We start from the raw sequence: 25,203 nt of genomic DNA, 5'->3' as shown, positions 1-25,203 counted from the left end.
CCACTCCATCAGGGGTTACTGCCTTCCGTGTTCTGCTGGGCCTCGTTCTCGGGCCCTGTGCTGTGCCCAATCTCTGGGGCAAGTCTCTGCTGACCGACACCCGCGGCGCCAATCTGTTTCGGCCCCGCAGTGCGGGCCTCGATCCACTCGCGCAGCTCGAGCTCCTTCTCGGCCTTGCCGGTGGCCAGCTCGTCGCGGAAGATCCGCGCGCCGACGCCGAGCGCCTGGGCCCGGTCGCGCAGGCCGTCGGCGGTGAAGGCCTCCGCGGCCCGTCGCCCCTTGACCATCGCGTACACGCCCGCGCCCGCACCGACCACGAACCAGATCGCGCCCCTCATCGGGAGTCCTCCATACGTATGTCCTCGTCAACTGCCGCGCGCTGGCGCGCACGGTATTCGCGCAGCGCCTCGCGCATCTCGCTCTTCCGGTCCTTGCGTGCCCGCTTGACCTCGCGGTGCATCTCGTAGCGGATCTTGAACCGCACCTCGGGCGAGAGCGCCCGGCGCACCCCGTGGACCAGCGCGGCACCGTGCACCACGGTCTCCCGGAACACGGCGTCCGCGAAGGCGGGTGCGGTCAACGTACGCTGCACCACCTGCTCCACCTCGGCAGGCTCGCCGTCCTCCCCGAGGGAGGTGATCACATACTCTCTCTCGGCAGCCTCCCGGCGCCGCCGCCGGCCGACCGGCTCGGCCGGGGTCAACCGCTTCTCCAGCGCCTCGAGCCGCTCGCGCAGCTCGGCCTCGCTGGCCTCGGCCTCCTCGAGCCGGCGCCGTGCGGCGCGGCGCGCCCGGAGCGCGAGCAGCACGGCCACCAGCGAGATGAGGACCAGGACCCCCACCGCGGTCAGCGTCGCCACCAGCGCCCACCCGGGCATGCTCGAGTTCGTCATCGTGCGCCTACCCTATCCATCCTGTCCGCGCACGATTTTCCGGACACGCTCCCAACGTTCCTTCACTCCGGCCTCGGCTCCGTGGGTGGTCGGCTGGTAGTACTCCGCGTCGGCCACGGCGTCGGGTGCGTACTGCTGTGTCGCGATGCCGAACGGCTCGTCGTGGGCGTACTTGTACGCCTCCCCGTGCCCGATCTTCTTCGCGCCCTCGTAGTGGGCATCGCGCAGATGTGGCGGGACATTGCCGATCTTCCCAGCCGTGACGTCGGCGCGCGCGGCGAAGATGGCGTTGGTGACCGCGTTGGACTTCGGTGCGACGGCGAGCGCGATCGTCGCGTGCGCCAAGGTGAGCTGGGCCTCGGGCATCCCGATCAGCTGCACCGTCTGGGCCGCGGCCACCGCGGTCTGCAGCGCCGTCGAGTCGGCCAGGCCGATGTCCTCGGAGGCGAGGATCATCAGCCGACGGGCGATGAACCGAGGGTCCTCCCCCGCCTCGATCATCCGCGCCAGGTAGTGCAGCGCCGCGTCGGCGTCCGAGCCGCGCACCGACTTGATGAAGGCACTGACCACGTCGTAGTGCTGGTCGCCCTGCCGGTCGTAGCGCACCGCCGCCTGGTCGACCGCCCGCTCGGCGGCCTCGAGGGTGATCTTCCCACCGGACGCAGCCCCCGCGGCGGCCTCCAGGTACGTCAGCGACCGCCGTGCGTCGCCGCCGGCGAGGCGTACGAGATGGTCGAGCGCCTCGTCCGTCAGCGTCACCGAGCCGCCGAGGCCGCGTTCGTCCTCGACCGCCTTCAGCAGTACGCCACGGATGTCGTCGTCGGTGAGCGACTCGAGCCGGAGCAGCAGCGAGCGCGACAGCAGCGGCGAGATCACCGAGAAGAAGGGGTTCTCCGTGGTGGCGGCGACCAGCGTGACCCAGCGGTTCTCCACGCCCGGCAGCAGCGCGTCCTGCTGCGCCTTGCTGAACCGGTGGACCTCGTCGACGAAGAGCACCGTCTCCTTGCCGGTCGCGACCAGCTCGGCCCGGGCCGCGTCGATCGCCGCGCGGACCTCCTTGACCCCGGCCGAGACCGCGGAGACCTCGACGAAGCGGCGGTCGGTGGAGCGGCTCACGATCGAGGCGATGGTCGTCTTCCCGGTCCCCGGCGGCCCCCACAGCAGCAGCGAGAGCGACTGTCCGCCCTCGACCACCTGGTGCAACGGTGACCCGGACGCCTTGAGCGAGCTCTGGCCCACGAGCTCCTCGAGCGTACGCGGCCGCATCCGAACCGCCAGCGGCGCGGCCGCATGGTCGCTGTGGCTCAGCGACCCGCCGCGCGAGGCGCCGGCAGCAGCCCCCATCTCAAACAACCCGTCCACACGCCAACCCTAGTGGTCGGCACCGACAGACCCAGCCGACAGGGGCGGGGGTCAGGTGAGCCGTACGCGTGGGTCGAGCACGCTGTAGAAGAGGTCGACCAGGAGGTTGGTGACCACGATGATGAAGGCGGAGATCAGCGTGGTCGCCTCGATGACCGGCAGGTCGCTCTGGCTGACCGCGTTGAGCGCCCGCAGACCGAGGCCGGGGATGCCGAAGATGAGCTCGGTGAAGATGGTGCCTGTCAGCAGCGATCCGAAGTCGATGCCGAAGATCGTCACGATCGGCACGACGGCCGCGCGCAGCGCGTGCTTGTTGACGATCCTGCGCTCCGGAAGGCCCTTGGCACGCGCCGTCCGGACGTAGTCCTGGTTGAAGGCCTCGATCATCGAGCCGCGGGTGAACCGGGCGTACTTGGAGGAGTTCACCAGGCCGAGCGCGAGCCAGGGCAGCATCAGGCCCCATGCCCACTTCAGCGGTGAGTCGGTCAGCGGGTGGTAGCCCTCCTGCGGGAAGATCCCGGCGCTGACCGCGAGATAGAGGAACGCGAGCAGGACAAACAGATAGTAGGGAATCGACTCGATCACCAGGGTCGCGCCGATCACGGCCTTGTCCGCCGAGGTCCCCCGACGCCCGGCCGCGAACATTCCGATGGGCACACCGATGAGCAGGATCGTGACGCCGGCGCCGACCGCCACCGAGACCGTCGGCCCGATCCGGTCCTTGATGTCGTCCCAGACATTGACCCGGTAGATGAAGCTGACCCCGAAGCACGGAGCCTCGCAGTCGTACGACTCGGAGCCGAACGCGATCTCGCGACCCTGGAAGATGCCGGTCATGTACTCGGTGTACTGAACATGGAGCGGCGCATCCAGGTTGAGCGCCTCCCGGATCGCGTCCTGACGCTCGGCGGTGCACTTGGGCTCGGGGCACATCGCGTCCGCCGGGTCGCTCGGGCCGTAGGTGAAGAGCGCGACGACCGCCACCGAGATCACGAACAGCACGAGCACTGCTGAGATCAACCGGCGTACGACAAAACCGATCATGGGACGGAGGTCTCGCTTCCTAGAAAGATTTCCACCGGGCGCTGGCCCGGAGCTGCTGTGTCCGACTTGCTGGGTCCGACGTGCTGGGTCCGACGTGCTGGGTCCGACGTGCTGGGTCCGGCCGGCGTGGGTCTCCCACGCCGGCCGGATCAGCTCACTTCAGGTACATGATGGAGAAGCTCGGCATGCCCTTGACCGGGTCGTTGACGACTCCGCCGACCTGCGAGCCCTTGATGAAGGCGTTCGCGTCGTATCCGGCGTTGATCTCGACCATGTAGGTCTCCTGCATCCACTTGTCGAACTCGCCCCAGGCCGCGGGAACCTCGTCGGCGTCCATCTTCAGGATCTCGGCCTGCTTCGCGTCAGCGTCGGCCTCCTTGAAGTTGGTCGGGTTCGGCATGCCCGCCTTGTTGGCGTTCGAGCCGATCCACTGCGCCGGGAACCACGAGCCGCCCGAGGGCCAGTCGGAGCACCAGCCGCCGTAGCGGAGGTTGACCGGAGCGTCGAGGTTGCTCTCGTCGTCGCGGTAGGTCTCGTCGGTCGAGGCCACCGGGGTCGCCTTGAAGCCGGCCGCCTCGAAGCCCTTGACCATCTGGTCCTTCTTGGCCACCGAGTTCTCGTCGTCACGCTGGTAGTGCCACTTCAGCTCGAAGCCCTCGGCCCCGGCTTCCTTCAGCAGCGCCTTGGCCTTCTCCGGGTCGGTGGTCTGACCGTCCTGGCCCTTCGGGTACTGGTACTCGACCCGGCCCGCGGTGCCCGGGGGCAGGAGCGAGGTGCCGGGCTGGATGGTGACGCCGACGATCTCGCCGGAGGCCTTCCAGGCAGCCTGGTAGGGGTAGGCCCAGCTGATGGCCTCGCGGATCTTCTTGTCCTTGATCTTGGTCTGGTCCGGACGGTACATGTAGGTGCACGGCGAGGTGCCCTCGATGAGGTTGTCCGGCGCGCTCTCCTTGATCGACTTGTAGGTCGGCGGCGTGACGTCGTCGTACGTCATCATCGTCTGCGCCGCACCCTTGTCGCCGAGGATCTGGTTCTCGAGCTTGGCGGTGTCCTGGGCGAACTTGAAGTCGAACGCGTCGGCGGCCTGGAAGCGGCCGGGGTCGGTGTCGGGGTCCCAGTGCTCGTTCTTGACCAGCATCAACGAGGTGCCGGGCTTGTAGGACTCGAACTTGTAGGGCCCGGTCGCCATCGGGTGGCTCTCGTAGGCCAGCGGGTCCTTGTCCTTGGCCTTGGGGATCGGGGAGAAGACCGGGAACGAGGCGTAGTAGTCGAGCTCGGGGAACGGCTGGGCCAGGTGGATGATCACCTTGTTGCCGTCGGCCTCGACGCCGTCGTAGTCCTCGCCGCCGTACCAGCCGGCGCTGGCGTCGTAGTCGGGGAGCTTCTTCAGCTCCGCGTCGGTGTCCGCGAACGGGCCCTTGTACTTGTCGCCGTCCTTGAAGAACGTCGTCTGGTACGTCGGACCGTCGGTCAGGGTGTCGATGGCGAAGGAGCGCTTGATGCCGTAGACGACGTCCTCGGCGGTGACGTCGGTGCCGTCCTCGTACTTGATCCCGTCCTTCAGCGTGAAGGTCCAGGTCAGGCCGTCCTCGGAGACCTGACCGAGGTCGGTGGCGAGGTCGGGGACGAGAACGGAGTCGCCGCTCTCCTCGTCGTAGACGTACTGCGTCAGCGAGCGGGTCACCAGGCCGGACATGATCGCACCGGAGTCGGTGTAGTAGGTCCGGGTCGGATCCAGGGTGTGGGGGGCGTTGTTGGACAGCACGGTGATCGTGCCGCCCTTCTTGGCGTCAGACGGGATCTCCAGCGGCCCCTCGGCCGTGGCGTCCTTGCCCGCGCCGGCGCCGCCGCCGGCCTTGAACTCGCCGGCCGGGTCCTCGCCGCCGCCGTCCCCGCCACCACACGCAGCGGTGAGCGTCAGCGCAGCGATCGCACTGGCGGCGATCACTGTTCTCTTCAATCGCATCGTAGGTCTCCACCTTCCATGGTTGATGCCTCTCTCCGACGACGTGCTCACCGGAAAGACTTGGGGTCGAAGGCGTCGCGAATGGCGTCTCCGAGCAGGTTGAGCGCGAAAACCAGGACCACGATCCCGACAATCGGCGCGTAGAGGTACAGGGGGTACTCGTCGAACCAGTTCTGCGCGCGCAGGATCGTCTGTCCCCAGGACGGGCGTCCGGTGACACCGACGCCGAGGTAGGCAAGCGTCGCCTCCGCGGCGATCGTGGCCGGCAGGCTCAGCGAGAACGAGACGACGATCGGAGCGATCAGGTTGGGGAGCAGCTCCTTGAACAGGATCCGATGGGTCGGCATCCCGAGGACGTGCGCGGCCTCGATGAACTCGCGCTCACGCAGCGAGATCACCTCGCCGCGGATCAGCCGGGCCAGGCCCATCCATCCGAAGATCGAGAGGATCACGATGAGCGCGATCAGCGAGGCGTTGTCGAGCATCGTCGGGTTCTCCCGCCAGCGCTCCACGAGCATCGGCGAGATCGCGATCGCGACCAGCAGGAACGGCAGCGTGAGGAAGAGGTCGATCACGAAGGTGATCACCCGGTCACCCCAGCCGCGGCTGTAGCCCGCGATCAGGCCGAGCACCACACCGACGACGGTCGAGACGACCGTGGCGATCGTGGCGACCAGCAGGGACGTACGCGCGCCGTAGAACCACTCCGCGAGCAGGTCGTTGCCGGAGTTGGGCTCCAGGCCGAGCGGCGCCTCCCAGGTGAACCCGTAGTTGGGCGGGCCGATGACGGGGTAGTTGAACGAGTCCGTGTCGGTGACCGGGTCCCCGGCTCGCACCTCGACGCCGAACAGCTTGCACAGCAGCGGCGCGAAGATCGCGATCAGGACGAAGAGCAGCACGATCCCGGCGCAGATCATCGCGACCCTGTCCGAGAGGAGGCGGTCCATGGCGATCCGCATCGGCGAACGGCCGGCGACATCGCCCGACCTCGGTTCCGGATCGATCTCGGGATCAGGACCCTGGATCAACACTTCGGACACAGTCATACGCTCGGATCTCCGTTCGATGCCAAGGCTCGGTACGCCCAAGAACAGACCACTTCGCGCCGTCCCGAGCCGGTGCGCTGCATCAAGGTATGCCAAGATCCAGCGGTTCGGTCGGGGCTACAGGTAACGGTTCGATACCGACAGTGACGTGTGACACATGCGTAACAAAGACGGCCCGCAGCCAAAGGCTGCGGACCGTCTTTCGTAATCTCGGCGATACGCCGGAGATTCTCAGGAGCGACCCCGCGAATTGTTCGCCAGGTCGTACCAGGTGTCGGCGTAGCCCGGACCGTCGCCCGGGACCTCCGCCGGGCTCGCGCCCGGGTCCGGCGCACCGAACTCGTCGACGCCCAGGAGCGGCGCGGTGACCGGCTTCTCCGGGTGCTGGTGGATCTCACCCGGGAAGTGGCAGGCGACCTTGTGCTTCTTGCCGATCTGCAGCAGCGGCGGCTCGACCACGGAGCAGATGTCCTTGGCGATGGAGCAGCGGGTGCGGAAGTGGCAGCCCGAGGGCGGGTTGATCGGCGAAGGTACGTCGCCCTCCAGCCGGATCCGCTCACGGCGGCCGCCGATCGCGGCCTGCTTCACGTCGGGCACGGCGGAGAGCAGCGCCTGGGTGTAGGGGTGGTGAGCGTGCTCGTAGATCGACTCGCGGTCACCGATCTCCACGATCTTGCCGAGGTACATCACCGCGACCTCGGGGCAGAAGTGACGGACGATGGCGAGGTCGTGCGCGATGAACAGGTAGGAGATGTCGAACTCCTTCTGCAGGTCCTGCAGAAGGTTGATCACCTGGGCCTGGATGGACACGTCCAGCGCGGAGACCGGCTCGTCGGCGACGAGCAGCTTCGGCTGCAGGGTCATGGCCCGGGCGATGCCGATGCGCTGGCGCTGGCCGCCGGAGAACTCGTGCGGGTAGCGGTTGTAGTGCTCGGGGTTGAGACCGACGAGCTCGAGCAGTTCCTGGACCCGGCTGAGCACCTTGTCCTTGGGCACCATGTTGTGGATCCGCAGCGGCGCGCCGATGATCGACCCGACCGTGTGACGCGGGTTCAGCGAGGTCGACGGGTCCTGGAAGATCATCTGGATCTCCCGGCGCATCGGGTGCAGCTTCCTACCCGAGTAGTTGGCGATGTCGGTGCCCTCGAAGTTGATCTTCCCCTCGGTGGGCTGGTAGAGCCGCGTCACCATCCGTCCGGTGGTGGACTTGCCACAGCCCGACTCGCCGACGAGGCCCAGGGCGCTGCCCTTGGCCACCTCGAAGGAGACCCCGTCGACGGCCTTGACGTGCCCGACCGTACGCCGGATCACGCCGCTGCCCTTGACCGGGAAGTGCATCTTCAAGTTCTCGACCGAGAGCACCGTCTCGGTGCTCGCCGGCGCGACCGAGGCCGCGGTGGTAGTCGTGGTGTCGCTCATCAGTCCTCCACCAGGTCAGGTGCGATCTCGGGCAGGATCTCTGCCTCGTAGACCTCGTCGGCGTTCTTGATGTGGCAACGCTTGGTGTGGTTGCCACCACTGCTGGCCGGGGTGAGGTCGGGAAGGGTCGTCCGGCACAGGTCGCCGCCCACCTTCGCAACGTGGTCACAGCGCGGTTCGAACGCGCATCCAGGCGGCGGGTTGAGCAGCGAGGGCGGGTTGCCCCGGATCGGGATCAGCTTGGCCTCGGTCGACGCGGTCAGATCCGGCACGCTGGAGAGCAGACCCCAGGTGTAGGGCATCTGCGGGTGGGTGAGGATCTCCTTGCACGGGCCGTACTCGACCGCGCGCCCGGCGTACATCACGAGTACGTCATCGGCCATCTCAGCCACGACACCCAGGTCGTGGGTGATGATGATGACCGCGGCGTCGAAGTCGCGCTGCAGGTCCTGGAGCAGGTCGAGGATCTGCGCCTGGACCGTCACGTCGAGAGCCGTGGTCGGCTCGTCGGCGATGAGCAGGCTCGGGTTGTTGATCAGCCCCATCGCGATCATCGCGCGCTGACGCATTCCGCCGGAGAACTGGTGCGGGTAGTCGTCCACGCGACGGTCGGGCTGCGGGATGCCGACACGGTCGAGCATCTCGATGGCGCGCTTGCGCGCCTCCCTCTTGGACACGTCGTTGTGAACCAGGTAGGCCTCCATGATCTGGTTGCCCACCGAGTAGTAGGGGTGCATCGCGGAGAGCGGGTCCTGGAAGATCATCGCCACGTCGCGGCCGCGACGCTTGCGCATTTCTTCGTTGCTCACCTTGAGCAGGTCGACGCCGTCGAGCATGATCTCGCCGCTCAGGATGGCGTTGGTGCCGCGGTGCAGCCCCATGATCGCCGAGCTGGAGACCGACTTGCCGGAGCCGGATTCGCCCACGATGCCGAGCGTCTTGCCGCGCTCGAGCTCGAAGGAGAGACCGTCGGTCGCCTTGACGATGCCGTCGGAGGTGGAGAAGTGAACCTTCAGGTCCCGCACCGAGAGGAACGCGCCATCGTTGGCCGGCCTCGTCTCGGGCGTGGTGGAAAGGTCAGTCATGAATCAGATCCTCCTCAGGCGACGCGCACGCGCGGGTCGATGAAGGCGTACAGGACGTCGACGATGATGTTGGCGAGGATCACCAGAGCCCCGAGGAGCAGCACCAGGCCCACGATGGTGGGAAGGTCGTAGGTCTCGTTCGCGGTCACCGCGAGCTTTCCGAGACCGTAGTAGTTGAAGACGTCCTCGGTGATGATCGCACCGCCGAGGACGGCTGCGAAGTCGAGACCGAACATGGTCACCAGCGGGGTCAGTGCCGCGCGCAGCGCGTGCTTGAAGAGCACCTTGTTGCTCTTGACGCCCTTGGACTTCGCGGTGCGGATGTAGTCCTCGCTCATCGACTCGAGTACGAACGCCCGGGTCATGCGTACGTAGCCCGCCATGTAGACCGCCGCTAGGGTGAACCCGGGGAGCATGAGCTGGACCAGCCATTGCCCGACACCACCCTCGGCGATCGGTACGTATCCCGGCGCGGGGAAGATCCCCCACTTGATGGCTACGAAGTTGATCAGCAAAGCGCCCACGAAGAACGTCGGAAAAGCGTAGAGGGACAGCGTGGCTCCGACGACCCCGCGGTCCACGAGGGTTCCCTTGAAGACCGCTGCGAGCACTCCGAACAGCACTCCGAAGACGACCCAGATGGTGACCGCGACCAGGGCGATCGAGATCGAGACCGGCGCTGCCTCCGCGATCTCATCGTTGACGGTCATCTGCAGCTGCTGGGAGTAGCCCAGGCAGGGCGCGGCGCACTCAGTCACCAGCTCGGGGTTCGCCTCGCGCATCGCCTCGTCGGCGGGATACTCGCGGCCGACGACGACGCCCTTCGCGAAGTTGCCCCACTGGACCAACAGCGGCTGGTCGTAGCCGAGGGCCTGACGGGTCTCCTCGATGCGCTCAGGGGGGCAGTTCTTGCCGCAGGAGAACTGTGCCGGGTCGACCGGGTTCTTCAAGAACAGTGCGAAGACGATGAAGCTCATCGCCACCAGCATGAGCAAGCCGACGATCACGCGCCGGATGATGTAGGCGACCATCGGTGGGTCTCACCTTCATTGGGATCGGCCGGACCACCGTCGTGGGGTGTCGTCCGGGGGGAATCGTGTCCAGGTACATGGGAGAGGCGGGGCTCTGGCGAGCCCCGCCTCCATGTTCGGATCAGCTCAGGGCCGTCCGAACGGTGTTGCGGAGCTGAAGGATCAGTCCTCGACGTCGATGGTCGCCAGGTCCGGGTAGGACGAGGAGGCATCGGTGGTGATGAAGTCCTTCACCTTGGAGCCGTGGACCCAGTTGAAGGTCGCGATCTCCAGCGGGATGTAGGCGACGTCCTCGCCCAGGGTCGCGTCGGCCTCCTGGAGGAACTTGTTCTGCTCCTCGATGGTCGCCGAGTTGGCGGCGTCGTCGAACAGCTTGTCGACGGCCGGGTTCTTGTAGTTACCGTAGTTCTGACCGTTGGTGGTCTTCTCGATCTGACGGCTGTCGAACAGCGCCGCGGTGACAGTCATCGCGGAGCCCCAGTCGGCGCCCCAACCGCCCCACATCACGTCAGCCTTGTTGGACGGCTTCTGGATGTTGGAGTAGTAGACGTCACCCAGCGGGTCGAGCGTGACCTTGAAGCCGGCGGCCTCCCAGCCTTCGACCAGCGCGGAGGCCTGCTTGTCAGCGGTGTCGCTCTGCGGGTAGGTGAAGGTGATCGGGTACGGCATCTCGACGCCGGCCTCGGTGAGGAGCTTCTTGGCTGCGGCCGGGTCACCCTTGAGGTTGCGGTCCTTGTAGGCCGGGTTGGGCACGTAGCCCGGAACGGCCGGGTTCACGATGGAGTCGGCCGGGGTGTAGGCCTTCTCGCCACCGCCGGCGGCGATCCACGACTCGACGTTGGTCGCGAGGGCCAGGGCCTTACGAACCTTCGGGTCCTTCATCTGGTTCTGGTTCGGAACCAGGTAGTCGACGTAGGGCGACTGGACCTGGACGTAGCGGTCCTTGACGCCGGCCTCGGTGAGGCGGGGGAAGAACTCCGGCGGGACGCGCGAACCGCTGACGATGGTCGTCTGCGAGTCGGGGCTGTCGGAGAAGAGCTTCTCGTAGGTCGTCGCGGCCTTCTCACCGAACTGCACGGTGATGGTGTCCGGCTTCGCCTCACGGAGCGACTTGTCGTCGGTCTCCGGGTCGTACTCGTCGTTACGCACCAGGGTGCCGCCCTTCTGGGCGTTCCAGGTGTCGACCTTGTACGGGCCGTTGGAGAAGATGACGTCGTCGTTCTTGGCGCCCTTGTCCTCGGACTTCTTGTACGGGTCCATCATGTGCAGCGACGAGATCGCCAGCGGGAAGTCCGGCCACGGGGACTTGAACTTGTAGGTGATGGTCTTGCCATCGCAAGTCACCGCCTGGTCGAAGTCAGCCTGCTGCTCCGGGGTCGCGGTGTACGGGCCCGGGTACTCGCCCTTGAGGGCCAGCTTGGCGGTCAGGTAGAAGCCCGGGCCACCGGTGAGCTCGTCGGCCGCGAAGTTGCGCGAGGCACCGTAGGCGAAGTCCTCACACGTGATCTCGGAGCCGTCTTCCCACTTCACGCCGTCCTTGATGGTGAACGACCAGGTCTTCGCGCCCTCGGTCGAGGTGCCCTCGTCGGTCGCCAGGTCCGGGATCGGCTTCTGCGAGACCTTGGGGTCGGTCGACGCCGGGTTCGAGAGCAGCTTGCGGTAGACCAGACGCGTCGTGTGGGAGATCGTCTCGCCCACGTAGATCCGCTGCGGGTCCAGGTGGTCCCACGGGTCCTCGGTGACGATGGTCAAGCCCTTGGCGCTCGAGTCACCGCCGCCGTCCCCGCCGCCACAGGCAGCCAGGCCCAGCGAAAGCCCGAGCACGCCAGCGGCACTCACCGCTACGTACTTAGCTCGCTTCTTGAGCATTCGTTTCTCCTTGGTGTGGTCGCCGTCAGCCTCTGACAACTGACGCCGTAACGGTGTCCCGGGCGGGTCACCTGTGTGTGTACGGAGCCCCGAGGCTCACCTGTCACCCTTGGGATCAAGGGCGTCTCGCAACCCGTCCCCGAGAAGGTTGAACGAGATCACGATCGTCGCGATGATGATCGCGGGCATGAAGAAGTAGAACGGATCGACCTGCGCGTACTTCAAGGAGTCCGCGAGGACGTTGCCGAGCGTGGGCGTCGGCGGCTTCACGCTGACCTGGAGGTAGCTCAGGGCCGCCTCGGCCGAGATGTAGGCCGGCATCATCAAGGTGACCAGCACCAGCAACGGCGCCCAGAGGTTGGGGAGGATCTCTTTGAAGTAGATCCTCGACCTGGAGGCACCCAGCACGATCGCGGCCTCGACGAACTCGCGTTGCTTGATCGACAAGACCTGTCCTCTGACCACACGGGCGGTGCTGGTCCAACCGAAGATCGCGAGCACCACGGTGCAGTAGATCCCCTGGGCCAATGGTCCGTTGGGCAGTCCCGTCACCTGCTGCACGAGCTCGAGGCCGAGGGCCGAGAGCGCCAGCAGCATCAGCGTCGACGGGAAGGACAGGGTCAGGTCGGTGAAGCGGCTCAGGCCCGCGTCCACCCAGCCGCCGCTGAACCCGGCGACGATCCCGATGATCGCCCCGATGACCACCGAGAGGATCGCCGCGGTCAGCGCGATCGCCAACGAGAAAGTGATGCCATACCAGAACCGGGACAGGGCGTCGCGGCCCGTTCCAGGCTCCACGCCGAGCGGGTGCGAGAGGCTCGCGCCGCTGAACCTGCCCTCGGGGATGGTGTTGGCGTCGAGCAGGTCCTGGTTGTAGCTGAACGGGTCCAGCACGCCCATCTTGACAAGAAGGGGGGCCAGGACGGCAGCCAGGACCACCAAGACGACCACGGTCAGCGACACCATCGTCAGCTTGTCCTTGCGAAGCCGCATCCACGCCAGCTTCATCGGTGACTTGCCGGCGAACTTCTTCGCCTCCTCAGGCGAAGACGAAGGTGTCGATCCACCCGAGAGTTCTTCACCTTCGAACACGGTGGCCGATTCGCTCATGGTTCCTCTGTCTAGTCGTATTTGTGGGTGCCGCCGTCGCACGGCAGCGTCCGACCCACGAGGTCGACGGATGGAACTCTATGTGATCCCTTTGCTCGGATGCGCCCCGTACCGGTAACGATCCGATTTCAACCAGTGATACGGCAGATCGGGAGGGATTCTTGCCATTCACCGCTGAACGACGAGAGTCTCCGGGACCGGCGGACCGGTCCCGGAGACTCTGTTGGCTCTGCGCGAAGGGCGCTCAGTTCGCCTATTCGCCCTCAGCGGGCGCCGCAGGAGCCGGCTTGGCGTCGACGCCGGCCTCCTTGCGCTGCTCGGGGGTGATCGGCGCCGGGGCCGCGGTGAGCGGGTCGTAACCGGCACCCGTCTTCGGGAAGGCGATGACGTCGCGGATCGAGTCGGTGCCGGCGAGCAGCGCGACGACGCGGTCCCAGCCGAAGGCGATGCCGCCGTGCGGCGGGGCACCGAACTTGAATGCCTCGAGCAGGAAGCCGAACTTCTCCTCGGCCGCCTCCTCGCCGATTCCCATCAGGTCGAAGACCCGCTTCTGCACGTCCTCGCGGTGAATACGGATCGAGCCACCGCCGATCTCGTTGCCGTTGCAGACGATGTCGTAGGCCCAGGCGATGGCGTTGCCTGGGTCCTTGTCGAAGCTCTCGACGTCCTGCGGGCTGGTGAAGGCGTGGTGGACCGCGGTCCACTCCCCCGCGCCGACCGCGACGTCACCGGACTCGACGGCCTCGGAGGCCGGCTCGAGCAGCGGCGCGTCGACGACCCACAGGAAGCTCCACTCGCCGTCCTTGCGGAGGTCGAGACGGTTGCCGATCTCGAGCCGGGCGGCACCCAGCAGGGAGCGGCTCGACTTGGGCGCACCGGCGGCGAAGAAGATGCAGTCGCCGGGGTTGGCGCCGACGTGAGCGGCCAGTCCGGCGGCCTCGGTCTCGGAGAGGTTCTTGGCGACCGGACCGGTCAGCGAGCCGTCCTCCTGGACCAGGACGTACGCCAGGCCCTTGGCGCCACGCTGCTTGGCCCAGTCCTGCCAGCCGTCGAGCTGACGCCGCGGCTGGCTCGCGCCGCCCGGCATCACCACGGCGCCGACGTAGGGCGCCTGGAAGACGCGGAACGTCGTCTCGGAGAAGTAGTCGGTGCACTCGGTGATCTCGATGCCGAAGCGCAGGTCGGGCTTGTCGGAGCCGTACTTGGCCATCGCGTCGGCGTAGGTCATCCGCGGCAGCGGGAGCGGCACGTCGTAGCCGATCAGCTTCCACAGCGCCGCCACGATCTCCTCGCCGAGGGCGATCACGTCGTCCTGCTCGACGAAGCTCATCTCGATGTCGAGCTGGGTGAACTCCGGCTGCCGGTCGGCGCGGAAGTCCTCGTCACGGTAGGCGCGGGCGAGCTGGTAGTAGCGCTCCATGCCGCCGACCATGAGCAGCTGCTTGAACAGCTGCGGGGACTGCGGCAGTGCGTACCACGAGCCCGGCTGCAGTCGGGCCGGGACCAGGAAGTCACGGGCGCCCTCGGGAGTGCTGCGGGTCAGCGTCGGGGTCTCGATCTCGACGAAGTCGTGGCCGGCCAGCACGTCGCGGGCGGCCTTGTTGGCCTTCGAGCGCAGGCGGATGGCGTTGCCGGGCGCGGTGCGGCGCAGGTCGAGGTAGCGGTGCTTGAAACGTACGTCCTCGCCGACCTCGACGTGGTCGTCGATCGGGAACGGGAGGGCCGCGGCGGCGCTGAGGACCTCGAGGTCCTTGGCGACGACCTCGATCTCACCGGTGGCGAGGTTGGGGTTGCGGTTCTCGTCGGTGCGCGCGACGACCTCGCCGGTGACCTTGATGCAGTATTCGTTGCGCAGGTGGTGGGCGATCTCCTCGTCGCGGACGACGACCTGGACCACGCCGCTTGACTCACGCAGATCGAGGAACGCGACCCCGCCGTGATCGCGCCGACGGCCTACCCAGCCGGCGAGGGTCACGGTCTGGCCGACGTGCTCGGCACGCAGGGTGCCGGCGTCGTGGGTGCGGATCACTTCTTCTCCTCGTTGTTCGCGACGACCTGGGGCTTCAGGTCGCTCTCGTTCTGCGGCGTCCAGGTGGCCGGGTCGGCCGGGACCTGGTCGCCGGTGCGGATGTCCTTGATCTCGTAGCCGCCTTCGGTGGCGAAGAGGACGTACGGGATGCCGCGGCGCTCCGCGAAGCGGATCTGCTTGCCGAACTTGGCGGCGTTGGGCGAGACCTCGCAGGCAACATTGTGAGCGCGCAGCTGCTGGGCCGCCGAATCGGCCTCGGCCCTGCTCTCCTCGTCGGAGACGGCGACCAGCACGGTGCTCGGGACCTTGCGGTCGCCGTCGAGCACACCCTTCTGCACGAGGGGCACCAGGACGCGGCTCACGCCGAGCGAGATCCCGACGCCCGGGTAGGTGGTCTTGCCGTCGCTGGCGAGCGCGTCGTAGCGGCCACCGGAGCAGATGCTGCCCAGCGACTCGTAGCCGTCCAGGCGGGTCTCGAAGACGGTGCCGGTGTAGTAGTCCAGGCCCCTGGCGATGCTCAGGTCGGCCACGACGCGTACGGAATCGGTGTTGAGCGGCGCGGTGGCGGTGATCAGCGTGGCCAGCTCGGTCAGGCCCTCCTCGAGCAGCTCGCTCTCGACCCCGAGCGCACGGACCTTCTCCACGAAGGAGTCGTCGGTGGCGGTGATCGTGGCGAGCTCGAGGCACTTGGCCGCCTGCTCGTCACTCAGCCCCGCCTCGGAGACCAGCAGCTTGCCGACCTCCTCGGCCGGCATCTTGTCGAGCTTGTCGATGAGCCGCATGGTCTCCTCGACGTCGGGGGCGCCGAGACCGGCGTAGAAGCCCTGGATCAGCTTGCGGTTGTTGACCTGCAGCGTGAAGCCGGGCAGGAAGGTCAGCTTGCCGAGGGCCTCGAGCATGACCCGGGCGACCTCGACGTCGTGGTGGAACGGCAGCGTGTCGCGTCCGACGATGTCGATGTCGGCCTGCGCGAACTCGCGGAAGCGGCCCTCCTGCGGGCGCTCACCTCGCCAGACCTTCTGGATCTGGTAGCGGCGGAAGGGGAACTCCAGCTTGCCGGCGTTCTCGAGCACGTAGCGCGCGAAGGGGACGGTGAGGTCGAAGTGGAGCCCCATCCCCTTGTCCCTGGCGTTGTCTTCCTCCTGCAACCGGCGCAGGACGTAGACCTCCTTGGAGGTGTCGCCCTTGCGCAGCAGTTGGTCCATCGGCTCGACGGCGCGGGTCTCGATGTTGCCGAAACCGTGGAGCTCGAAGGTGCGGCTCAGGGTCGCGATGACCTCGCGCTCGACGGTGCGTTGGCTCGGCAGGAACTCCGGGAAGCCGGAGAGCGGTGTTGGCTTGTTCATGGTGTGGTGATCAGGTCCTGAAGAAACGGGTTGGTGGCGCGCTCGCGCCCGATCGAGGTCTGTTCGCCATGGCCGGGGAGCACCACGATGTCGTCGGCGAGGGGCAGCACCTTGGTGGTCAGGGACTGCAGCATCGTGGCGTGGTCACCGCCGGGGAGATCCGTACGCCCGATGCTGCCCGCGAAGAGCAGGTCGCCGGAGAACATCACGTCACTGACCTCGGCGTGGTCGGGATAGGGAGTCCGGAAGGTGACCGACCCCTCGGTATGCCCGGGCGTATGGTCGATCAGGAAGCTCATCCCGGCCAGGTCGATGGCCTGGCCGTCAGCGAGCTCGCGGACGTTGTCGGGCTCCACGAAGTCGTAGGTCCCCTGCGGCATGCCGAGCAGCATCTGCGCCGACTCCGGCGAGATGCCCTGGAGCGGGTCGGCCAGGAGGTGACGGTCGTTGGGATGGATCCAGGCCGTCGAGTCGTACGTCCTGCTCACCGGGGTCACGGACCACATGTGGTCGACGTGGCCGTGGGTGAGGAGCACGGCGACCGGCTTGAGGCGCTGCTCCCGGACGATCTCCTCGATGCCCTTGGCGGCGTCCTTCCCGGGGTCGATCACGACACACTCGGTGCCCGGCCCGGTGGCGGCGACGTAGCAGTTGGTGCCCCACGGACCGGCGGGAAAGCCTGCGATCAACACGAGAAACACCCTATCCAGCGGTACAGTGCAGCGCCGCATCGTGGCGTCTGACTACGATGGGCATCCCGAGGTGTGCCGGGACACCACGGGGACCTGCAAGTTGAGCCGACCGGGACTGTGACGAGCACGGTGTCCGGCGGGGGAGATTTCATAAGAGGTTAGCGCCTCATGCGAAGAGTAGGGACATTGTGACCAGCGAGCAGTGGGGTCGGGTCGAGGAAGACGGAACGGTCTACGTGAAGACCGCTGAGGGCGAGCGTTCCGTGGGGCAATACCCGGAAGGCACGCCAGAGGAGGCACTTGCCTTCTTCACCAACCGGTTCGACCAGCTCGCCTTCGAGGTCGAGCAGCTCGAGCGGCGCGTGCATGCCGGCAAGACGTCGCCCGACGAGGCGACCGCGGCGGTCAAGACCGTCGTGGAGAAGGTGACCGACGCCAACGCGGTCGGTGATCTGGCCTCGCTGGTGGCCCGGCTGGAGGCACTCGCTCCGGTCATCGCCACCCAGCGCGAGGCCCGCAAGGCCGAGCGGGCCGCGAAGGCGGCCGAGGCGAAGGTCGCCAAGGAGGCTCTTGTCGACGAGGCCGAGAAGCTGGCCCAGAGCAACGACTGGCGCAACGGTGCCAACCGGCTGCGTGAGCTGCTCGACCAGTGGAAGGCGCTCCCCCGCATCGACCGCGGGTCCGACGATGCACTGTGGCGGCGCTTCTCGACGGCGCGCACCGCTTACACGCGTCGCCGCAAGGCCCACTTCGCCGAGCTCAACGCTCGGCGCGAGGACGCCAAGGTGATCAAGGAGCGGATCATCGTCGAGGCCGAGCAGCTCTCCACCTCCACCGACTGGGGCCCCACCGCCGGGCGCTACCGCGACCTGATGCGCGACTGGAAGGCCGCCGGGCCGGCTCCGAAGGACGTCGACGACAAGCTCTGGAAGCAGTTCCGGGCCGCCCAGGACGTCTTCTTCGGTGCCCGTGACGCTGCCAACGCGGCGCTCGACGCCGAGTTCGCACAGAACGCCGTGGTCAAGGAGGGTCTGCTCGCCGAGGCGCAGGAGCTCCTCCCGCTGCTGGAGAAGGGCGACGACCTCGACGCGGTCAAGCGCTCCTTCCGCGACATCGCCGACCGCTGGGACGAGGCCGGAAAGGTCCCGCGCGACCGCATCAAGGAGCTCGAGGGAGCGATGCGCAAGGTCGAGCAGGCCATCAAGTCCGCCGAGGACGACCAGTGGCGGAAGTCCGACCCGGAGAAGTCCGCTCGAGCCGACGACATGATCGCGAAGCTCGAGGAGGCCATCGCCCAGGTCGAGAGCGACCTCGCCAAGGCCCAGGCCTCGGGGGACGCCCGCAAGATCAAGAGCCTCGAGGAGAACCTCGAGTCGCGTCGTCAGTTCCTCGAGATGGCCAAGCGCGCCAGCGCCGACTTCTCCTGACCCACCCCTCGACTCGGCGCGTCTGTCCCACTCAGGCGTGCCGAGTCGGCCCGTTCTGACCAGGAATCCGGCCGAGTCGGCTCGTCGTGACGCGCCGACTCGGCGTCCGGTCACATGCCGGCGCCGCCGTAGTAGTCGCCCTTCCCGGCGTTGCGGATCTTCGCGTGGCGCACGTCAGCGTGGTCGACGGGCTTCCCGCCCTTGCCCAGGGCGGTCCAGACGATGCCTGCGAGGAGAAGTACGCCGCCGATGATGAGGATCCAGGTGAACATGCCGTGCTCCCTCTGTCGTGCGCCCGAGTCGACGCATCTTTCCAGGACAACGATCCAGTCGGCACGAACGTCCCGTTGCCTGGAGTGTCAGTAGCGACGACTCGCCGACTCGGCGATGGTCACAGGACGCCGGAGATCCCACCGTCAGAGCCGCCGTGGTGCGGGCGGCCCTGATACTCGGCCTCTCCCAGGGCCTGGCCCCGGTTCCGGTTCGCCACGGACTCGTCGATGCCTCCCGACGGCTTTCTCAGCACCAGCCACACGATCGCGCCGATGAAGACGACGCCTGCGGCGATCAGAAACCAGGTGAAAGGATCCACGAGATACTCACTTTCATTGGGTGACGCGGTAGGCGTCGAAGACGCCGGGGACGGTGCGTACCTGCTTCAAGACGGTGTCCAGGTGTTTGGAGTCGGCCATCTCGAAGGAGAATCGGGACTTCGCGACGCGGTCGCGAGTGGTGGTCAGCTGGGCCGAGAGGATGTTCACGTGGGCGTCGGAGAGAGCCATCGTGATGTCGGAAAGCAGTCGGGCCCGGTCGAGCGCCTCGACCTGAATGTTGACCAGGAAGACCGAGTTGGAGGTGGAGCCCCACTCGACCTCGAGCAGGCGCTCGGGGTGGGAGCGGAGCTCGGCGGCGTTGGTGCAGTCGGTGCGGTGGACCGAGACTCCCCCACCCTTGGTGACGAAGCCGAGGATCTCGTCGCCAGGCACCGGCGTGCAGCACTTGGCGAGCTTGACCCAGACGTCCGGGGAACCCTTGACGGTCACACCGGCGTCGGAGTTGGCGGTGGAGACCTTGCCGTGGCGCCTGCGGCCGACGTTGATGGCCTCGGCGAGGTCCTCGGCGGCCCCGTCGTCGCCGCCGTGATCCTCGATGACGCGGCGTACGACCGCCTGGGCGGAGAGGTGGCTCTCGCCGACCGCGGCGTAGAGCGCCTCGACGTCGGCGAGGTCGAAGTGGTCGGCGGCGAGCATGAGCGACTCGCGCGACATCAGCCGCTTGAGGGGCAGGCCCTCCTTGCGCATCAGCCGGGCGATCGCGTCCTGGCCCTTCTCGATGGCCTCGTCGCGGCGCTCACGGGTGTGCCACTGCCGGATCTTCGCCTTGGCGCGGTTGGACTTGACGAAGGAGGTCCAGTCCCGCGACGGACCGGCGTTGGGCGACTTGGAGGTGAAGACCTCGACGACGTCGCCGCTCTCCAGGGTCGACTCCAACGGCACCAGACGGCCGTTGACTCGGGCGCCGATGGTCTTGTTGCCGACCTCGGTGTGGACGGCGTAGGCGAAGTCGACCGGGGTCGCGTCGGCGGGCAGGGCGATCACGTCGCCCTTGGGCGTGAAGACGTAGACCTCGGTGCGCTTCATCTCGAAGCGCAGTGACTCCAGGAACTCGCCGGGGTCGTTGACCTCCGACTGCCAGTCCATGAGCTGCTTGACCCAGCTCATGTCGTTGTCCATCGGCCGGTCGGTGTCGACACCGGCGCGGCCGTCCTCCTTGTACTTCCAGTGCGCGGCGACACCGAACTCGGCGCGGCGGTGCATCGCGAAGGTGCGGATCTGCAGCTCGACCGGCTTGCCCTGCGGGCCGATGACGGTGGTGTGCAGCGACTGGTACATGTTGAACTTCGGCATCGCGATGTAGTCCTTGAAGCGCCCCAGGACGGGGTTCCACCGCGAGTGCAGGATGCCGAGGACGGAGTAGCAGTCGCGCTCGTCCTCGACCAGGATCCGGATGCCGACCAGGTCGTTGATGTCGGAGAAGTCCTTACCGCCGACGATCATCTTCTGGTAGATCGAGTAGTAGTGCTTCGGCCGGCCGGTGACCGTCGCCTTGATCCGGGCCTCGTGCAGGTCGCGCTCGACCTGGTCGATGACCTGGGCCAGGAACTTCTCCCGTGACGGGTTGCGGTCGGCGACGAGGCGGACGAGCTCGTCGTACATCTTCGGGTAGAGGGTCGCGAAGGCGAGGTCCTCGAGCTCGAACTTGATGGTGTTCATACCGAGCCGGTGGGCCAGCGGCGCGTAGATGTCGAGGGTCTCGCGCGCGCTGCGCTCCTGGCTCTTCTGCGGGACGTAGCGCAGCGTACGCATGTTGTGCAGGCGGTCGGCGAGCTTGATCACCAGCACCCGGATGTCCCGCGACATCGCCACGACCATCTTGCGGATCGTCTCGGCCTGCGCGGAGTCGCCGTAGGTGACCTTGTCGAGCTTGGTGACGCCGTCGACGAGGTGGGCGACCTCCTCACCGAAGTCCCGGGTCAGCTCCTTGAGCGTGTAGGGCGTGTCCTCGACGGTGTCGTGCAGCAGCGCGGCCACCAGGGTCGGCTCGGTCATGCCGAGCTCGGCGAGGATCGTGGTCACCGCGAGCGGGTGGGTGATGTAGGGATCGCCGCTCTTGCGCATCTGCGTGCCGTGGAGGCGCTCGGCGGTGACGTACGCCCGCTCGAGCAGGGCCAGGTCGGCCTTGGGGTGGTTGGACCTCACCGCCCGGAACAGCGGCTCCAGCACAGGATTGCCCGGCGTGCCACGTCCGCCGATCCGGGCCAGGCGCGCACGGACGCTGCGACCCGAGGGCGCCGGGCCACTGCTCTCTCGCGCCTCGATGTTGTGCGCACGAGGCTGCGCGACGATGCGATCCTCTGCCATATCCCGAGTCTACCGGCCGCACCCGGAACGTTGGCTAGGACGACACCTGCAGAATGGACCTGTCAACTGACCAGCAGTGCGTGCACGGGCGTGGCCGGCAGCTTGCTGCGCGGGTCGAGAAAGCCGAGCTCGAGCAGCACCGAGACGCCCGCGACGACACCGCCGCAGCGCTCGACCAGCTCGATCGTGGCGGCTGCGGTGCCGCCGGTCGCGAGGACGTCGTCGATGACCAGCACCCGCTCCCCCGGCGCGACCGCGTCGGTGTGGATCTCCAGGGTGGCCTCGCCGTACTCCAGCGAGTAGGAGACCGCGTGGGTCTCGCGGGGCAGCTTGCCGGCCTTGCGGACGGGCACGAAGCCGACGCCGAGGTGCAGGGCCGCGGGGGCGCCGAGGATGAATCCTCGCGACTCCATGCCGAGCACCTTGGTGACGGTCACGTTGCCGTCGGCGTCGCGCGCCGGAGCTGCCAGCGCCTCGACCACCTGGGTGAAGCCGGCGTGGTCGGCCAGCAGCGGGGTGATGTCCTTGAAGCCGACACCCGGCTCCGGGAAGTCGGGAACGTCGGCGACCAGCCGCTCGAGGGTTTCCTCGAGCGACCGGCCACCAGCGGCCGTCTCGGAGACAGTCACTTCCGCTTCGACCTCGACTCGCGCTTGGGCTGCGGACGCCCGGCGGCGCCGCTGTCGGAGACCGCACGGTGCTGGTCGGGTACGTTGCGGCCCCGGCCGGTCGCGGAGCGGTTGGGGCTGGTGCCCCGGCTCACGCCGGCCTCGTGAAGGTCCTCGGAGGGAGTGTCCCGGAGCTCGTCCGGCTCCTCGTCCTCCGCCACCGGCATGCCCTCGTCGAAGACCGGCACCGCGGCGTACTTGTCGGCTTCCTTCATCCGCGCGGCGGCACGCTTCTCGGCGTCGACGACGTCCTTCTCCTTCGACTTCAGGTGCACCAGCAGCGGGGTGGCGATGAAGATCGAGGAGTAGGTGCCGACGGCCATACCGACGAAGAGCACCAGGGAGATGTCCTTCAGCGAGGAGGTGCCGAGCTGGACGGTGCTGACGTAGAGGATCGCGACGACCGGCAGCAGACCGATGATCGAGGTGTTCACCGAACGGACCAGGGTCTGGTTGATCGCCAGGTTGGCCGCGGCGGCGTAGGTCTGCTTCTTCTGCGACAGGTTGCGGGTGTTCTCCTTGACCTTGTCGAAGACCACCACGGTGTCGTAGAGCGAATAGCCGAGAATCGTCAGGAAGCCGGTGACCGTTGCCGGGGTCACCTCGAACCCGACGATCGCGTAGACGCCGACCGTGATCACCACGTCGTGAAGCAGCGCGACGACGGCCGCGACCGACATCTTCCACTCACGGAAGTAGATCCAGATGAACAGGACCACACCGACGAGGAAGATGCCCAGCGCGAGGGCCGCCTTCGAGGCGACCCGCTGGCCCCAGCTGGGACCGATGCCGGTGCGGCTGACGTCGTCCTCGGCCACGTCGGCGGTCTTGGTGATCGCCTCCATGATCGAGTCGTCGGCCTCGGAGCCGTCGGGGATCGCCTTGGTCTCGATGACGATCGACTTGCCACCGGCCGTGCGCACCGTGGCGCCGTCGGCGGCCTCGACCGCCGTGTCACCGACCGCCGTACGCAGGTCGTCGGCGAGCTCCTGGTCGGCCTGGGCGACGGTCACCGTGTAGCGCGTGCCGCCGGTGAAGTCGATGCCGAGGTTGATGCCCTGGAGCCAGACACCGAGGACGACCGCGACGAGCACGACCGCAGAGGCGGCGTACCAGACCATCCGGCGGCCGACGAAGTCGAAGGACTTCTCGCCGGTGTAGAGCTCCTTGCCGAGCCGCGAGAAGGAGAACTTGCTCATCAGGCCTTGCCTCCGACCAGAGTGGTGCCCGTGGGGGCGTCGACGGTGCCGATAGCGCGCTTGTCCATGCCGGAGAGCACGTGGCCCTTGTTGAAGAAGCCCCAACCGGCCATCAGCTTCGTCATCGGGTGGGTGAACCAGAAGAACACCAGCACGTCGATGATCGTGGTCAGGCCGAGCATGAAGGCGAAGCCCTTGACCTCGTTGGTCGCGAAGACGTAGAGCACGAACGCCGCCAGGAACGAGACGCCGTCGGAGGCCAGGCAGGTGTTGCGGGCCCGGACCCAGGCGGTGTCGACGGCCACCCGCATCGAGCGGCCATCACGCATGTCATCACGCATCCTCTCGTAGAGGATGATGAAGGAGTCGGCGGTGATGCCGATACCGACGATCAGACCGGCCACGCCCGGAAGGTCCAGGGTGACGCCGGCGGTCTCGCTGAGCAGCAGGATCATGCCGTACGTCAGCGCACCCGCCACGAGCAGAGACCCGATCACCACGATGCTCATCGCGCGGTAGTAGAGGATCGAGAAGATCACCACGAGGATCAGGCCGACCAGACCGGCCCAGAGTCCGGCGGTGAGCTGGTTACCGGCCAGGGTCGGGCCGATGACCCGGGTCTGGATGCCGTCCTCGGGGAAGTCGAGCGGCAGCGAGCCGTACTTCAGGTTGTTGGCCAGCGCGGCGGCGGACTCCTGGGTGAAGTCGCCGCTGATCTGGGCGCCTCCGCTGATCCGCGAGTCGGCGGTCGGGGCGGAGATCACCTTGCCGTCCAGGACGATCGCGAACTGCTCACCGGTGCCGGCGATGGCGCCGGTGGTGTCGGCGAAGACCTTGTTGCCCTCGGACTTGAAGTCCAGGGTCACCACGTAGTTGGCCTGCTGCTGCGGGATGCCGTAGGAGGCCTCGCTGATCTCGGTGCCCTCGATGACGGCAGGCGTCAGCAGGTAGGGGACGCCGTCCTCGTCACAGGTCAGCAGCGGCTTTCCGGGGATGTCCTCGACCGGATCGGCGCCCGGGGCGGGGCAGGTGAAGGAGTTGTAGGCGGTCGCCCACTCCTGCGGCACGGTGCGCATGAACTTGACCGCGTCGTCGACCTTGACGACCTCGTTCTCGTTCTGCTTCTCGGGCTTGGCACCCGCCGAGGCCGAGGGGCTGGCGCTCGGGTCGGCGCTCTCGGAGGCCTTCTCGGAAGCCTTGTCCGAGGCGGTCGCCTTCTCGGAGGCGCTGGCGGTCTCGCCACCGAACGCCGCGCGCGGCGAGGTGCCCGGCACGGTGCCGGCCGAGGGGTCCTCGACCATCGAGCCGCTGGGGTCCGCGGCACCACACGTCTTCTGCGGGCTGCAGGCGACCAGGCGGAAGCGGAGCTTCGCGGTCTGTCGGACGCGCTCGGCGGTCTCCTGCTGCACCTTGCCGGTGCCGGGGATGGAGACCTTGATGACGTCGTTGCCCTCGGTGGTCACCCGGCCGCCGGTGATGCCGGAGCCATTGACGCGCTGGTCGATGATGGCCTTGGCCTCGTCGAGGCTCTCCTTCGGGACCGATCCGCCCTCGGAGTTCTCCGCGGTCATCGAGATCTCGGTGCCGCCTCGCAGGTCGAGGCCCAGCTCGGGCTTCCAGGTGCCGGCGAACGCGATGCCGCCGAACATGATCGCAATGGCCAAGAAGAGCAGTGCGAGTGTCCGGCCGGGGCGCGCTGTCTTGCGTGCCATGTGTTGGTCAGTCCTTCTTGTCGAGGTCCACGATGACGTTCTCGGCGTCGGCGGAGGTCTCGTCGGCCGCAGCCTCGACCTCGCGCTCCTCGCCGGTCTCCTCGTCGGACTCCTCCGCAGGCGCCTCGGTGACCTTCTGGGCCACGGCCTGGCGCACGACCTGGATGACGACGCCGTCGGCGATCTCGACCTTGATGTTCGTCGTGGTCTCCTCGACCTCCGTCACCGTGCCGAAGAGCCCGGCGGTCAGCATCACCCGGTCACCCGGCTGGAGGTTGAGCTGGAGCTCACGAGCCTGCTTCGCACGCTTCTGCTGCGGCCTGATCAACAGGAAGTAGAACAGGACGATGATGACGATAAAAGGAAGGAATTCCACGGGGGTTCG

At 67.4% G+C, this 25,203-nt stretch carries 22 protein-coding genes; 1 reads left to right on the top strand and 21 read right to left on the bottom strand.

Translation table 11 applies throughout. The annotated features are described in order from the left end of the window. Nucleotides 1-8 precede the first annotated feature (8 nt). The 14 genes from ABT304_RS10575 to ABT304_RS10510 all read right to left on the bottom strand — a co-directional run bounded on the left by ABT304_RS10575 (nt 9) and on the right by ABT304_RS10510 (nt 16,891). A complete protein-coding gene (locus ABT304_RS10575) occupies nt 9-338 on the bottom strand; it encodes a DUF6167 family protein (protein WP_350715014.1) in 330 nt (109 codons plus the stop codon). Next, nucleotides 335-892, bottom strand: coding sequence for a hypothetical protein (locus ABT304_RS10570; protein ID WP_350715012.1), 558 nt, complete (start codon nt 890-892; stop codon nt 335-337). The genes ABT304_RS10575 and ABT304_RS10570 overlap by 4 nt, the downstream gene beginning before the upstream one ends. A 12-nt stretch (nt 893-904) precedes the next feature. Continuing rightward, a complete protein-coding gene (locus ABT304_RS10565) occupies nt 905-2,236 on the bottom strand; it encodes a replication-associated recombination protein A (RefSeq protein ID WP_350715101.1) in 1,332 nt (443 codons plus the stop codon). A 69-nt stretch (nt 2,237-2,305) separates the two neighbouring features. Next, nucleotides 2,306-3,298 (bottom strand): ABC transporter permease, encoded by a 993-nt coding sequence (locus tag ABT304_RS10560; protein WP_350715011.1) that lies wholly within the window; start codon nt 3,296-3,298, stop codon nt 2,306-2,308. A 154-nt stretch (nt 3,299-3,452) separates the two neighbouring features. Beyond that, on the bottom strand, nt 3,453-5,264 hold the full coding sequence (locus tag ABT304_RS10555) for an ABC transporter substrate-binding protein (RefSeq protein WP_350715009.1): 1,812 nt from the start codon (nt 5,262-5,264) through the stop codon (nt 3,453-3,455). A gap of 47 nt (nt 5,265-5,311) precedes the next feature. Beyond that, nucleotides 5,312-6,310, bottom strand: coding sequence for an ABC transporter permease (locus ABT304_RS10550; protein WP_350715007.1), 999 nt, complete (start codon nt 6,308-6,310; stop codon nt 5,312-5,314). Between the two features lie 231 nt (nt 6,311-6,541). Continuing rightward, nucleotides 6,542-7,729, bottom strand: coding sequence for an ABC transporter ATP-binding protein (locus tag ABT304_RS10545; RefSeq protein ID WP_350715005.1), 1,188 nt, complete (start codon nt 7,727-7,729; stop codon nt 6,542-6,544). Then, nucleotides 7,729-8,814, bottom strand: a complete 1,086-nt coding sequence (locus tag ABT304_RS10540; protein WP_350715004.1) for an ABC transporter ATP-binding protein — start codon at nt 8,812-8,814, stop codon at nt 7,729-7,731. The genes ABT304_RS10545 and ABT304_RS10540 overlap by 1 nt, the downstream gene beginning before the upstream one ends. Nucleotides 8,815-8,828: 14 nt before the next feature. Then, on the bottom strand, nt 8,829-9,845 hold the full coding sequence (locus ABT304_RS10535) for an ABC transporter permease (RefSeq protein ID WP_350715002.1): 1,017 nt from the start codon (nt 9,843-9,845) through the stop codon (nt 8,829-8,831). Between the two features lie 162 nt (nt 9,846-10,007). After that, nucleotides 10,008-11,714: an ABC transporter substrate-binding protein gene (locus tag ABT304_RS10530; RefSeq protein ID WP_350715001.1), complete on the bottom strand. Its 1,707-nt coding sequence runs from the start codon at nt 11,712-11,714 to the stop codon at nt 10,008-10,010. 96 nt (nt 11,715-11,810) lie between these two features. Beyond that, on the bottom strand, nt 11,811-12,824 hold the full coding sequence (locus ABT304_RS10525) for an ABC transporter permease (protein WP_350714999.1): 1,014 nt from the start codon (nt 12,822-12,824) through the stop codon (nt 11,811-11,813). A 253-nt stretch (nt 12,825-13,077) separates the two neighbouring features. After that, the gene (aspS, locus tag ABT304_RS10520; protein WP_350714997.1) at nt 13,078-14,853 is read right to left on the bottom strand and encodes an aspartate--tRNA ligase; all 1,776 of its coding nucleotides are present in this window, start codon (nt 14,851-14,853) and stop codon (nt 13,078-13,080) included. Next, on the bottom strand, nt 14,850-16,199 hold the full coding sequence (hisS, locus tag ABT304_RS10515; protein ID WP_350714995.1) for a histidine--tRNA ligase: 1,350 nt from the start codon (nt 16,197-16,199) through the stop codon (nt 14,850-14,852). Before hisS ends, aspS begins: the two co-directional genes overlap by 4 nt. After that, nucleotides 16,196-16,891, bottom strand: coding sequence for an MBL fold metallo-hydrolase (locus ABT304_RS10510; protein WP_350714993.1), 696 nt, complete (start codon nt 16,889-16,891; stop codon nt 16,196-16,198). Before ABT304_RS10510 ends, hisS begins: the two co-directional genes overlap by 4 nt. A 188-nt stretch (nt 16,892-17,079) precedes the next feature. Between ABT304_RS10510 and ABT304_RS10505 the strand changes: the two genes are divergently transcribed. Beyond that, the gene (locus ABT304_RS10505; RefSeq protein ID WP_160022890.1) at nt 17,080-18,318 is read left to right on the top strand and encodes a DUF349 domain-containing protein; all 1,239 of its coding nucleotides are present in this window, start codon (nt 17,080-17,082) and stop codon (nt 18,316-18,318) included. Between the two features lie 110 nt (nt 18,319-18,428). Here ABT304_RS10505 and ABT304_RS10500 read toward each other — a convergent pair whose 3' ends face one another. From ABT304_RS10500 to yajC, 7 genes are all read right to left on the bottom strand, one after another. After that, on the bottom strand, nt 18,429-18,590 hold the full coding sequence (locus ABT304_RS10500) for a hypothetical protein (RefSeq protein ID WP_350714991.1): 162 nt from the start codon (nt 18,588-18,590) through the stop codon (nt 18,429-18,431). A 119-nt stretch (nt 18,591-18,709) separates the two neighbouring features. Continuing rightward, nucleotides 18,710-18,910: a hypothetical protein gene (locus tag ABT304_RS10495; RefSeq protein ID WP_160022886.1), complete on the bottom strand. Its 201-nt coding sequence runs from the start codon at nt 18,908-18,910 to the stop codon at nt 18,710-18,712. Between the two features lie 13 nt (nt 18,911-18,923). Beyond that, a complete protein-coding gene (locus ABT304_RS10490; RefSeq protein WP_350714990.1) occupies nt 18,924-21,239 on the bottom strand; it encodes a RelA/SpoT family protein in 2,316 nt (771 codons plus the stop codon). 62 nt (nt 21,240-21,301) lie between these two features. After that, nucleotides 21,302-21,868: an adenine phosphoribosyltransferase gene (locus ABT304_RS10485; RefSeq protein WP_350714988.1), complete on the bottom strand. Its 567-nt coding sequence runs from the start codon at nt 21,866-21,868 to the stop codon at nt 21,302-21,304. Further along, nucleotides 21,865-23,106: a protein translocase subunit SecF gene (gene secF / locus ABT304_RS10480; RefSeq protein ID WP_350714987.1), complete on the bottom strand. Its 1,242-nt coding sequence runs from the start codon at nt 23,104-23,106 to the stop codon at nt 21,865-21,867. Before secF ends, ABT304_RS10485 begins: the two co-directional genes overlap by 4 nt. Beyond that, complete coding sequence (secD, locus tag ABT304_RS10475; protein WP_350714985.1) at nt 23,106-24,818, bottom strand: protein translocase subunit SecD; 1,713 nt, start codon at nt 24,816-24,818, stop codon at nt 23,106-23,108. The genes secF and secD overlap by 1 nt, the downstream gene beginning before the upstream one ends. 7 nt (nt 24,819-24,825) lie before the next feature. After that, nucleotides 24,826-25,194, bottom strand: coding sequence for a preprotein translocase subunit YajC (gene yajC, locus ABT304_RS10470; RefSeq protein WP_350714983.1), 369 nt, complete (start codon nt 25,192-25,194; stop codon nt 24,826-24,828). Between the last annotated feature and the right edge of the window lie 9 nt (nt 25,195-25,203).

This window comes from Nocardioides sp. NPDC000445 (assembly GCF_040300245.1).
Lineage (GTDB): Bacteria > Actinomycetota > Actinomycetes > Propionibacteriales > Nocardioidaceae > Nocardioides.
Note: the sequence above shows the minus strand (reverse complement) of the source record. Positions and strands in the feature narration are given on the sequence as shown.